The 12,643-nt window shown below is 58.8% G+C and carries 11 protein-coding genes; all 11 read left to right on the forward strand.

Annotated elements, in window-relative coordinates:
- Nucleotides 1-20 precede the first annotated feature (20 nt).
- The 11 genes from OG326_RS15375 to OG326_RS15425 all read left to right on the forward strand — a co-directional run bounded on the left by OG326_RS15375 (nt 21) and on the right by OG326_RS15425 (nt 12,640).
- Entirely contained in the window at nt 21-1,436 is a 1,416-nt protein-coding gene (locus tag OG326_RS15375; RefSeq protein ID WP_327145309.1) for an MFS transporter, read from the forward strand.
- Between the two features lie 93 nt (nt 1,437-1,529).
- Nucleotides 1,530-2,534: a ParB/RepB/Spo0J family partition protein gene (locus tag OG326_RS15380; protein ID WP_327145310.1), complete on the forward strand. Its 1,005-nt coding sequence runs from the start codon at nt 1,530-1,532 to the stop codon at nt 2,532-2,534.
- A gap of 32 nt (nt 2,535-2,566) precedes the next feature.
- Nucleotides 2,567-3,760 carry a cytochrome P450 family protein gene (locus OG326_RS15385; protein WP_327145311.1) on the forward strand — a complete coding sequence of 398 codons (1,194 nt, stop codon included), beginning with the start codon at nt 2,567-2,569 and terminating at the stop codon, nt 3,758-3,760.
- Nucleotides 3,761-3,829: 69 nt separating this feature from the next.
- Nucleotides 3,830-4,651, forward strand: a complete 822-nt coding sequence (locus OG326_RS15390) for a phytanoyl-CoA dioxygenase family protein (protein ID WP_327145312.1) — start codon at nt 3,830-3,832, stop codon at nt 4,649-4,651.
- A complete protein-coding gene (locus tag OG326_RS15395; RefSeq protein WP_442790964.1) occupies nt 4,648-5,763 on the forward strand; it encodes a zinc-binding dehydrogenase in 1,116 nt (371 codons plus the stop codon). Before OG326_RS15390 ends, OG326_RS15395 begins: the two co-directional genes overlap by 4 nt.
- Before the next feature lie 68 nt (nt 5,764-5,831).
- Nucleotides 5,832-6,284, forward strand: coding sequence for a methylmalonyl-CoA epimerase (gene mce / locus OG326_RS15400; RefSeq protein ID WP_327145314.1), 453 nt, complete (start codon nt 5,832-5,834; stop codon nt 6,282-6,284).
- A 41-nt stretch (nt 6,285-6,325) separates the two neighbouring features.
- Nucleotides 6,326-7,648, forward strand: coding sequence for a crotonyl-CoA carboxylase/reductase (gene ccrA / locus OG326_RS15405; RefSeq protein ID WP_327145315.1), 1,323 nt, complete (start codon nt 6,326-6,328; stop codon nt 7,646-7,648).
- A 14-nt stretch (nt 7,649-7,662) separates the two neighbouring features.
- Nucleotides 7,663-9,492, forward strand: coding sequence for an acyl-CoA dehydrogenase (locus OG326_RS15410; RefSeq protein WP_327145316.1), 1,830 nt, complete (start codon nt 7,663-7,665; stop codon nt 9,490-9,492).
- 222 nt (nt 9,493-9,714) lie between these two features.
- On the forward strand, nt 9,715-10,158 hold the full coding sequence (locus OG326_RS15415) for a VOC family protein (protein ID WP_327145317.1): 444 nt from the start codon (nt 9,715-9,717) through the stop codon (nt 10,156-10,158).
- 742 nt (nt 10,159-10,900) lie between these two features.
- A complete protein-coding gene (locus OG326_RS15420; RefSeq protein WP_327145318.1) occupies nt 10,901-11,161 on the forward strand; it encodes a DNA-binding protein in 261 nt (86 codons plus the stop codon).
- A gap of 222 nt (nt 11,162-11,383) precedes the next feature.
- Nucleotides 11,384-12,640 (forward strand): site-specific integrase, encoded by a 1,257-nt coding sequence (locus OG326_RS15425; protein ID WP_327145319.1) that lies wholly within the window; start codon nt 11,384-11,386, stop codon nt 12,638-12,640.
- Nucleotides 12,641-12,643 lie beyond the last annotated feature (3 nt).

The following is a 12,643-nucleotide window of genomic DNA, read 5'->3' on the forward strand; positions in this document are numbered from 1 at the left end:
GAACCGAATTCGGAGTGACTGTGCCAAACACTGCCGCGTCGTCAGAAAATCAGGTCGTCCAGAATCCTCTCAGTGTTCGTCCAGGTCTTGTATTGACGGCTCTCCTCATATGTCAGTTGATGATTGTTCTCGACGTCACTGTGATGAACGTGGCGCTGCCGCGAATAAAGTCTGACCTGCACTTCAGTGCGACTGGCCTGGCCTGGGTCATCGATGCGTACACCCTGGTGTTCGGCGGGCTGTTGCTACTGGGCGGCCGTGCAGGTGACATGCTCGGCCGTCGCCGGATCTTTATCGCGGGCATCGCGCTGTTCACTCTGGCCTCACTGCTCGGCGGTCTGGCGCCTGCGGCCGGCTGGCTGGTCGTCGCCCGCGTCGCGCAAGGCGCCGGTGCCGCTATGGCCGGGCCGAATGCGCTGGCGCTACTCACCACGATCTTCACCGAACCGAAAGCTCGGCTGCGAGCATTGGCGCTCTACTCGGGCATGGCCGGCGCCGGGTTTGCGATCGGCCTGATTGTTGGAGGCTTCCTCACCGAATGGTTTACCTGGCGATCGGTGCTCTTCATCAACGTTCCGCTTGGCGTGCTGGTCCTTTTCGTTGCTTTGCGCTACATGCCTGTCGTGGCGCGGCAGCCGGGGCGGCTGGACCTGCCGGGGGCGGTAACCTCAACTGCCGGGGTCGCCGCACTCGTTTACGGCTTTGTTAGTGCCGGCTCACACGGCTGGAACGATGCAGTGACCGACGTCTCGCTAATCATCGGTTCGGTGATGATCGTGGCGTTCGTCGTGATCGAGCTGCGTTCGGAGGCTCCGCTGCTGCAGCTTCGCTTGTTTGCCGATCGCAATCGCGGTGTTGCCTACTTCAACCTGTTCGTCGGATACATGGGGAGCATGTCGATGTTCTTCTTCCTGACCCTGTACATGCAGGACGTACGTGGAATGGGGCCACTGACAACAGGTCTCGCCTTTCTACCAACTGCCGTACTGATGTTCGCGCTGATCCGGCTGATCCCATGGCTACTACCCAAGTTCGGGCCGAAGCCGATGACGATGATCGGCTCGCTGTTCCTGATCGCGGGGCTGGTGCTGCCGACTCAATTGTCTACGGACACAGCCTATTTTCCGCTTGTGTTCATCGTGGCCGTACTGATGGGATGTGGTACGGCCTTGGCATTGATGCCGCTCGGCGTGATCATCATGACGAGTGTGCCGTCGAGTTCAGCAGGCGTGGCGGGCGGGGCTCTGCAGACAATTCAGCAGACCGGCGCAGCGTTGGGCCTTGCGATCTTGGTGACCGTCTTCGGTGCCTCTGAGCAGGGTGCGGTTGGTCCACCGGACCAGGTTCTGGTCAGCGGCATCACTGCGGCCTTCGCGGCGGCTGCTGTCATGGGGGTACTGAATTTCTTGGGAACGTTCGCGTTCCGGCGGGTGTAACCGCAAAGTTGACCGAAGTTCGATGCTGTAATGGAGCGCGTTTGCTTTCGCGGCTACGCAAATCGCTGCAGCAAGTAGAGCAAGCGAGTAAAAATGCATGGTTTCGACTGCGGTGTAACTGCGGGGACTGAAAGTGTCGGCTGCGGTGAAGACGTATTAACAGAAATCGACAGGCTTATCTCGAATTCGCCTGTGAAGATTGCAACTGGATTGCTGAGAGATGCAGATTCTCCTAGACTGGATGGGGAGGATATCGACCATATCGCCGCGTTGGCCGAAACGGACACAGCGTTACCGCCGATCATCGTTCACCGCCGGTCGATGCGTGTTATCGATGGAATGCATCGCTTACGAGCAGCCGAGATACGCGGGAGCGAAGAGATTGAAGTGATATTTTTCGACGGAACTGAATCCGACGCATTCGCGATCGCAGTTCGAACGAATGTGAGTCACGGACTACCGCTATCGACAGCAGACCGCCGGGCGGCGGCGATTCGGCTGCTCGAAATGTATCCGGACAGATCCGACCGTTCGATTGCAGTTCTTGCGGGGTTAGCGGCCAAGACGGTAGCTTCGATTCGTCACGCATCTGTTATTTCTGTTGCGGACCTGAAGGGCCGAATAGGCCGGGATGGCAAGACGAGGCCAGTGAACAGTGAGGACGGGCGTCGGCGGGCGAGTGAGCTGATCAAAGAGAAGCCACATGCATCGCTACGCGAGATCGCAAAGGCAGCAGGTATATCTCCGGCAACGGCTGGTGACGTTCGTGCGCGTTTAGCCCGCGGGGAAAATCCGGTACCTGACAAAGTTAAACAGGCGAGGCGGCCGGCAGAAGGTTCTACTGATCGATGTCAGGCGACTGATGATCTGCTTCGTGCACTGCAAAGAGACCCGTCATTGCGTCTTACTGATTCAGGCCGGGCCCTGTTGCGGTTGATGAATTCTGAACGGACGTTGACGCGCGAATGGGAACAATCAAATTCCAATGTACCGCCACACTGCGTAGAACTCGTTGCTCGAATCGCGCGAGAGTTTGCGTCGTGCTGGACTGATCTCGCTGATTCGCTGATAGCTCGTAATCACACGACCGTAGCGTAGGGATAATAGTGACTACAAACAGCATTCATCGCTTGACCGAGGACTTCTACCAGAACCCGCAGGCGACCTATAAACTGCTGAACGAGCATGGCTCGGTTCATCACGTCGAACTACCTAACGGAATGCGTGCATGGTTGGTCACCGGTTTCGAACTGGCCAAGAAGGTCCTTACGGATCCGACCATCAGCAAGGATCTCTATGGCCCAGCTGGTGAAATGGCCCAGGCTGACGCGAATGTCGCACTTCGGCTGGACCCACCCGTGAATGACAACTTGGTCTACGCTGATCCGCCCCGTCACACCCGGCTGCGCAAGATTGCGATGAAAGCGCTTTCGGGTAAGGCCATTCGTGATTTTACTCCACGGATTTCCGAGATCGCGGAATCACTCCTTCAATCAATCGATATTGATGGAACGGATTCCATCGATCTGCTCAGCGCCTACGCGTATCCCTTCACGATCACAGCCGTCTGTGAACTCATCGGAATCGACTCAGACGATCGTGCCGAATTCCAGGGCTGGCTGCAAACGCAGCTTTCCGCCGCAGAAGTGGCTGACAAGTATATCGCTGCGGCGAATTTCGAAACTTATGTGTATCGCCTCATGGGGAAACGCGACGGGAGGGCGGCAACGGATTTCTTGTCGGAATTGATGAGCCCCGCAGATGACGGGGAACAGCTTGAAAAGCGTGAACTCGTGGCTATGGTTAATGCATTCCTTCTTGGCGGTCAGGAGACGACGGCTGCGCTTATAGGAAACTCCGTGTTGGCTATGCTACGCCGACCCGAACTGATGGATGAGCTGAGGGAAAGTCCGGATCTTGTTGCGCCATTTATTGAGGAGATGCTCAGGCACGAAAGTTCGGGTAATGTTTCGCCACCGCGTTTCACGACCGAGCCGATCCGGCTCGGCGATAAGATCATAGACGCAGGGCAAGTTATTGTCGTTTCGCTGGCCAGCGCTAATCGTGATCTGGCGCAATTCAGCAGGCCGGATGAAATGGATCCACATCGGCTGGATAATCGGCACATTGCGTTCGGATACGGAATTCATCGCTGTGTCGGCTCGGCCCTTGCGAGAATGGAAGCCAAAACGGCAGTCTCATGTTTGTTGGCTCACTATTCGAAGATTTCTCTCGATGTTGATATTGACAGCCTTCGCTGGCAGTCAAGCTCTATCACCCACGGCCTGATGTCACTGCCTGTCCGAGTGACTCGCCGGCCTTAGGTTCGGCTTCAGACATCAAGGCGTCGTCATTTATACAGTCACTTGAGTCAATGTGAAGGTCCTGAAGGAATGCAGCTAACTGTAGATCAAATCGGTAGTTATGAGGAGAGCGGATTTCTCGTCCTGGAATCAGTGCTTAGTCCGAGCGAAGTGGATGTATTGCTCGAAGCAATGGTGCGAGATAGCGGGAATGATGGCCCATATCGACTCATGTCTGATGATTCGAACGAATTGTCGACACTCTACGCCTCGCATCAGCGCGTGGGCGAATTTGCCGAGCTCGTTCGAACCCCACGGCTTCTATGTCCTGCTCAGACAATCCTGGGTGGAGACGTCTATGTGTATCAATTTAAGATCAACGTGAAATCCGCATTTGGGAAAGAAAAAGTGGCCTGGCATCAGGACTACACTGCTTGGAAAATTGCGGACGAACTTCCGAATTCCCGTCTGATCAATGTGGCCCTGCTATTGGATGAGGCAACGGAATTCAACGGACCGCTCATTTTTGTGCCCGGATCGCATAAGGTCGGCAATTTGAGAGAAAATCGCGACCACTCGCCTTCGTCAGCGAAGCATCTTGATCCAGAAGATATCGCTCTGCGTCCGCAGAATATTACGCATCTCATAGATGAATGCGGTATGAAGAGCGTGCAGGCGCCGGTCGGTTCACTGGTTCTCTTTTCGCCGGAAATTATTCACGGATCGGCGCCAAATATGTCTCCGGCGCCGCGACGGTTACTTATCGCGACATATAATAGCTGTTCGAATCTTCCGCGAGTTGCGGAGCCGCGACCTAGTTATCTGGTTGGCGATGATTCAACACCGCTGAAACCGCAAGACAAAGAATTTGAGCGGTTGGATGAGCGTCTTCCCGTCGGGAGTAGCAAATGAATTCTAGAGCGAAGGCAGTCGTTCTCGAGGAGTTCGGCCGTAAGCCATTGCTTCGTGAGTTCGCCGTCCCCCGGCCTGGCACCGGGGAGATTGTCGTGGCATGCACGTACGGCGGTGTTTGCGGCACGGACCTGCATCTTCAGCAAGGGCATCTGCCGATCCCGGTGCCATTGGTACTCGGGCACGAAGGGCTGGGCACCGTCGCAGAATTGGGTGACGGGGTACACGAGGACAGTCTCGGCGAACCGATCGCCGTCGGCGACCGCGTCATGTGGGCCTCCTCGATTTCATGCGGTCAGTGCGTTCCCTGCAGGCAGCACAGAGAGCCTACGCTCTGCGAACATCGGCTCACCTACGGAGTGAATCGGCCCATCTCTGACGCGGTTCCACTCGCCGGCGCATGGGCGGAGTGCATATTGCTACATCCCGGCGCCACCATTGTGAAGATTCCGAGCGCAGTCGATGACCTCGCTGCGATGTCCTTCGCCTGTGCTGGCCCCACCATGGTTCATGCGCTCTACGAACGTCGGCCGGTACGACTGGGCGAGACGGTCGTGGTGCAAGGCAGCGGCCCGGTCGGACTTGCTGCGGCCGCTTTTGCGCAACTCTCCGGCGCAAAGTCGGTCGTCATCGTCGGTGGACCAGATGAGCGCCTCGACAAGGCGAAAGAATGCGGAATCGGTGACTTCCACGTAAACATAGTCGACCAGAATTCCGATACTGCTATCCAGCAGGCCAGAGACCTCTTGCCCAGTTCGGGTGCGGATCTTGTAATCGAGTGCACTGGTTCGCCGTTGGCGATTCAGCAAGGAATCGGCTTCGCCCGCCGCGGCGGTTCATACCTGATAGTCGGCCAATACACCGATGCCGGACCGACGACAATCAACCCGCATCATATTGTGCGGCAGCAACTCGATGTGATCGGGTCTTGGGCCTTTTCTGGAGCGCATCTGGTCGAGTACGTTCGTATGCTGCCAGCTTTGACATCTCGGTTCGATCTGGCCGGTCTGGTCACATCTTTCCCGCTTTCTGACTACGCCGATGCGCTGACAGCGGTCCAGAGCGGAAAGGCTCTCAAGGCAGTCTTGGCGACCGGTCCCGAGTTTGACTGAGCGGATGCGGAGTCCGCAGGCGGTTGTCGGAGTAGCAGTCGAGAATAATAGATCTCTGCACTGCACGAATGGGGATGACAAAGAATATGTTCACAAGACTTGATCATGTCGGAATAGCGTGCACGGACCTGGATGAATCCATTCGCTTCTATCGCGCGGTCTACGGGCTGGAGGTCTGCCACCGCGAGAAGAACGACGATCAAGGCGTCGTCGAGGCGATGCTACGACTGAACGGTTCCGACGATGGCGGAGCTACCTACCTCCAATTGCTTGCACCCACGCGTGCGGATTCGCCGGTCAGCAAATTTCTGAGGAGCCGCGGTGAGGGAGTCCATCACATCGCCTTCGGTTGCCCGGATGTGGATCAGGCCTCGGTCTCGCTTCAAGCGAAAGGGATGAACGTGCTGTTCACGCCGCCACGTTACGCATCGATGGGTTCGCGAGCCACGTTTCTTCATCCCCGAGAGTGCGGCGGTGTGCTTGTCGAAATCGTGACTTCTGCTGGTTCGGCCAGCGTGTAGTGATACTTGCCGGCTCAGGTTGGCAATGAGGAAGGATGAAAATGGACGAGCTGTCCGAAGCCGTAGTGTCCGGAGCATCGCCTGAAGTGCTCGACCGCATCCCGGTTCCGTCGGAGTACACAGCGGCGCATTTACGGGTCGAGGACGTGAATATGTTCTCCGATGTCATGGACAAGGATGTCCGTAAGTCGATCCATATCGGGCAGGTGCCAATGCCGGAGCTCGCCCCGGACGAGGTTTTGATCGCCGTCATGGCCTCGGCCATGAATTACAACACGGTGTGGTCGGCCACGTTCGAGCCGATGCCTACCTTCAATTTCCTGCGCTATTACGGAAAACAGGGTGGCTGGGCGGCGCGACACGATCAGCCCTATCACGTTCTCGGGTCTGATGCGTCGGGTGTCGTTGTGCGGGTGGGCAATGGTGTACGTAATTGGAAGGTCGGCGACCATGTTGTTGTAGCAACGGCGCATGTCGATGACCAGGAACCGCTCACTCACAGCGACGGCATGATGGGAGCCGAGCAGCGTGCCTGGGGATTCGAAACCAACTTCGGCGGGTTGGCCGATTATGCGATTGCGCGAGCAAGTCAGCTGTTACCGAAGGCTGCTCATCTGAGCTGGGAGGAAGCGGCCTGCAACCCGCTCTGCGCCGGCACGGCGTATCGGATGCTGATCAGCGAACATGGCGCGAACATGCGACAGGGCGACGTGGTTCTCGTCTGGGGAGCAGCCGGTGGCCTCGGTGGCTACGCCGTTCAGTTTGTGCGAAATGGCGGCGGTATTCCGGTCGGGATTGTCAGCTCAGACAAGAAAGCGGAGATTGCGCGCAATCTTGGCTGTGAGCTGGTGATCGACAGGCGGGAGATCGGCGAGATCTCTGCCGATCCGGATGCCACCCTGAAAGCTGGTAGAAGATTGGGAAATATCATCAGGAAGGAGATCGGCGAGGATCCCAACATTGTATTCGAGCACGTCGGTCGCGATACGTTCGGAATATCGGTACTTGTTGCGAGGCGTGGCGGAACTATTGTCACATGCGGGTCGAGTACCGGATACTCGCACAACTTCGACAATCGCTACTTGTGGATGCGCATGAAGAAGATCATCGGGAGCCACGGCGCAAATTTGTATGAACAGTGGCAGACGAATCGTCTCATCCAGCGGGGGCGCGTAGTACCGATGCTGTCTGATGTGTATCCACTGCAAATGTCCGGTGAGGCCGCGCGCGCTATTCAGAAAAATGAGCACATCGGCAAGGTGGGTGTTCTCTGCATGGCGCCGACCGCCGGCCTCGGCGTCACAGACTCTGATCTGCGTGCGCGGGTCGGCGAAGACCGGCTCTCCCCTCTGAGAGCAGATTAGAAAGGCTCCCAGGAATGGGTCACTACAAGAGCAACGTTCGCGACCTCGAGTTCAATCTGTTCGAGGTCCTCGGTCTCGGTTTCATCCTGGAGTCCGGTGCATTCGGCGACTTGGACGTCGAGACCGTGAAGGAGATGATCAACGAGGTCAGCCGTCTGGCCGAGGGTCCGCTGGGTGAGTCGTTCGCCGACGCCGACCGCAACCCGCCGGTGTTCGACCCTCAGACCTACTCCGTTACCCTCCCCGGTTCGTTCCAGAAGAGCTACCGCACGCTGCTGGAGGGCGGCTGGGAAAAGCTGGGTATTGCTGCGGAGCTGGGCGGTGTCACGGTTCCGTCTGCGGTGAAGTGGGCATTGTCGGAGCTTATTCTGGGGGCTCAGCCTGCTGCGTATTTCTATGGGATGGCTGGAGCACACTTTGCCAACATCTTCTTCGACAACGCCACCGAGGAGCAGAAGGGCTGGGCGAAGATCGCCGTCGAGAAGGGCTGGGGCGCCACGATGGTGCTCACTGAGCCGGATGCCGGCTCCGATGTCGGTGCCGGTCGCACCAAGGCCGTGCAGCAGGAAGACGGCTCCTGGTACATCGAGGGCGTCAAGCGCTTCATCACTTCCGGTGACGCGGGCGATCTCTTTCCGAACATCATGCACCTGGTGCTGGCTCGTCCGGAGGGTGCCGGACCAGGTACGAAGGGCCTGTCACTGTTTTTTGTGCCGAAGTTTCACTTCGACCCTGAGAACGGTGAACCGGGCGAGCGCAACGGCGTGTTCGTCACCAATGTCGAGCAGAAGATGGGCATCAAGGTTTCGGCCACCTGTGAGGTCACCTTCGGCGGCCACGGCGTGCCCGCCAAGGGCTGGCTCGTGGGTGAGGTCCACAACGGCATCGCCCAGATGTTCGACGTCATAGAACATGCTCGAATGATGGTGGGCACCAAGGCTATTGCCACCCTGTCGACGGGCTATCTGAATGCGCTGGAGTACGCCAGGCTCCGCGTGCAGGGCGCCGACCTGACCCAGATGTCCGACAAATCGGCGCCGAGGGTCGTGATACTCCGGCATCCGGATGTCCGGCGATCGCTGATGATGCAGAAGGCCTATGCGGAGGGATTGCGCGGTCTTTACCTCTACACCGCCTCCCATCAGGATGCTGTTGTCGCTCAACAGATTTACGGAATCGACGGGGATCTGGCGTTCCGCGTCAACGATCTGCTGCTGCCGATCGTCAAGGGTGTCGGCTCCGAGCGGGCCTACCAGTACCTGACCGAATCGCTGCAGACCTTCGGTGGCTCCGGCTTCCTGCAGGACTACCCGATCGAGCAGTACATCCGCGACGCCAAGATCGACTCGCTGTACGAGGGCACCACCGCCATCCAGGCGCAGGACTTCTTCTTCCGCAAGATCGCCCGTGATCGCGGTGTGGCGCTGGCGCACGTGGCCGGCCAGGTGCAGAAGTTCATCGAGCGCGAGGGTGGCAACGGCCGCCTGAAGGCCGAGCGCAAGCTGCTCGCCACCGCCCTCGAAGATGTGCAGGGCATGGCGGCCACCCTGACCGGGCACCTGATGGGCGCCCAGCAGGACCCGAAGGAGCTCTACAAGGTCGGCCTGGGCAGCGTCCGCTTCCTGATGTCGGTCGGCGATCTGCTCATCGGCTGGCAGCTGCTGCAGCAGGCCGAGGTCGCCATCAAGGCCCTCGACAACGGCTCCACCGAGGCGTTCTACACCGGCAAGATCGCGACCGCCCAGTTCTTCGCCCGCAACGTCCTCCCCGAGCTCACCGCCACCCGTACCGTCCTGTCGAATCTCGACAACGACATCATGGAGCTGGACGAGGCCGCGTTCTGAGCACACCCCCGACGTTCGGTACGTACCTAGTCGGGGGTGACCCGAGCCCAAATCATACGGTGAGGTTTGGCAGAGTCGGGTGCGCTGGCCGAGCGCGCACAGTGTTCCCTGGCATATATGGGCACTCGGTCGAGCCGCGTGCTGAATTCCAGTATCCGCTTGAGCAGGAGTCTCCTGGGACGGCGACTCCCGTCGACCTTATAGCCGAGAGGGGTATTCCGGATGAAAGATGTGTTCGCCCGTGCACATCATGTATGCATAGTGGTGGCGGATGTCAGGGCGGCCATCGACTACTACGAAGGCATAGGAATCGGTGGATGGCAGGATTATCCGGACCTTTCCGAATATGACAACAAAGAGCTGAGCGTGCCTGATCGAAAAGCATTTCTCGGATTGAAGTACGTCTACACCAACGTTGTCGCGGGACTGCAACTCCAGCTGGTCGAGCCTGGTCCTGGTGATACCCCTCAACGTAATTTTCTAGATCGAACCGGGGGCGGCGTCTTCCATATCGGTTTCAATGTGGAAGACATAGATAAATCAACCGGTACGGTCCAAGAGGCGGGAATTTCTATTTTGATGTCGGGTAGGCGTAAAGACCGAACCGGATTCACCTATTTTGATACAGCAGTACAAGCCGGTGTAGTTCTGGAGATTCGACACTAGAACCGATGGGAACCTTGGTTCCGAGCCGCCCGCCACCCGCAAATTCCTGCCCATTCCGATCTCGAAGGCACAAGCGGCCGGTGCTCGAAGCGGTGTCATTCTGTTGCGGCAAAACCCGATCGGTGATCACCGATAGGCGGGAGACTGTGGCAGGGAATCGACAACTTGCCCCCCTCGTCGCGGCGCGGCCTCGGTCGATGTATAACGCCGTCTATGCGGAGAAAATCCCGGAATGTTCCGCCGCGGCCGCGTTGTCAGTGCTCAGTGCGGACGGCCGGGAGATGGGCCTTCGGCCAGGCGCAGTACGCGAGCCCGATCGGGCAGCCAACCGGCCGACACGAGGACGGTCTTTGGTACTCGCTTGGCCTCGGACGAGAAGTCGAACCACAAGCCGATGACCTGGCGCAGTGCGTCATCTTCTCGCCGGTGGACTCGAAATCGGCAGCGTCAGATGGGGATTGTTCGGAGCGGAATCTATCCGCACCTCCCGTGCCCTGCTCGGCAACGGCGACCCTACGGGTTCCGTGGCCATTTTCGCTGGTTTGGCGCACATCGGATTGGCCCTGAGAGGGTGTACGAAAGACGAGTTTGTATTCGCCATATGGGGTGTTCTGGATCTTCTTGTTTTCTTAGTGCTTCTGTTGCGATCCTTGAACCATGTGTTGCCGCAATATTTTCGGGCGATTGTGAGCAGCACTAGTTTCTTGACGTTCAGCGAAGTCCGGCGGGAGATGGTGTACCGATGGATATTGATGCGGAATGCGACGGCGAGAATTCACAGAAGATGCTCGGGGTCGAGGGCGAGGCGGCTGCACGAGGGGATACGTGCGAGTTGGCAACTCCTGCGGAGGCTGCCGGGTTTCTTCGCACGACCGTAGCCAAGCTTGCCAACGACCGGTACCTGGGTGTCGGTCCGCGCTACGTGAAGTACGGCCGCAGTGTGTTGTATCCATGGAAATACTTACGGGCGTTCGTGGATGAGCACACGGTCCACGGTCTGTAGGTCGGCGTTACGCGTTCACGGGCAATCGAGTAGCTACATTTGCCGTCTTCCGGTCATTCGATGGATTTCATACGCTCGCCGCTGCACGGCATAAGCCGAGCGGTGTCCCGTCGCAATCGGGCGAACGGGTGGACGGAAGGAGTTGAGCGTATGCCTCGAAGGGCGTTGAAGCCGGGGGAGCCTGGCGATCCGAGTGAACCGGAGTGGAACGAAGCTCGGCAGGTGTTCGAAACCCATTGCCGGATCGGTGAACCCAAGCCATTCAAGCCGAGCCTGGCGCGGGCGTCGGGCAAGACCAAACGGCAAGCCAAGGACGCGCTTAAGGAGCGTTGCGCCGAGTGGAAGCCGAAGGCTACGTGGGGCGGTAGCTACGACAAGAAGTGCACGGTCGCCGACGCAGCTCGCGCGTGGCTCACGTCGTACGAGAAGCACCCCGGGAAGAGGCCGCAGAACAGCCAGACGTACCGGAAAGAGATCGAGCGATCGACCAGTACTCGTGCGAAGAAAGACAAGTTCGTGGTCGTCGATTCGACGCTGGGACGGATGCAAGCCGTGGATGTGAAGCCGTACCACATCCGACTTCATCTCGAAGAACTGAACTGGAGCACCACGAAACAAGAGGTCCACAAATCGCTGCTGCGCATGACGTTCCAGATGCTGGTAGAGGACGGGTTGCTGGATTTCAACCCGGTTGCCTCGGTGAGAATCCATGGGCGGGTGGGGCCTCGGAGGAAGGCCGGACGGGCCGGTGCGGTCAACCCGTACTTCCCGGACGAGCCGCAGCCTCTGACACCCGATGAGATGCGCCGGTACTGGCAGCTGGAAGCGGCGCGGTTCGCCGATCCCGCCAACCGAAGGCCGAAGCGGTACCGGGATTACACGAAGCTGGCGTACACGCTGGCAGCGCGTCCTAGCGAAGCGGTGGCGGTGCAGTGGGGCGATGTCGACTTCGCCGCGGGGACGGTGACCATCGCCGGCACGATCGTCGATTGCTCGCTTCGGGTGTGGCAGGTCCGCAAGGTCGTCGACGATTACGCGCTCGCCGCACACGAGATCGTCGTCCGTGGCGACTGGCACGAGCTCGATGATCAAGCCGTGGTGACGGTGGCCTTCCGGCAACCGTTCACCAAGACCCGTGGTTCTATGCGGACCATCAAAGTCGACGCGGAGTGTCTCGCAATGCTGCGAGAACGCAAGCTCGCCGCGGCGCCGGGGCAGGCATTGGTCTTCCCGAGCCGGGTCGGAAAGATCCTGCGCACCAACAAGCTGTCGACCGTCTGGCACGCGATCGTCAAGGACACCGAGCTGTCCTGGTCGACGCTCAAGACGCTGCGCAGCACCCGTGCCACCCGGGTCGCGGAGGTCCACGGGATCCCGGCAGCACGGCTGATCCTGGGGCACGATGAGAACTCGGCTATCACCACGCAGGCGTACGTGAGCCTGGCACGACCGGTGGTCGATTTCGCGGACGCCGGATGAAAA

Origin of the sequence: Nocardia sp. NBC_01327, from assembly GCF_035958815.1 — a bacterium.
GTDB lineage: Bacteria > Actinomycetota > Actinomycetes > Mycobacteriales > Mycobacteriaceae > Nocardia.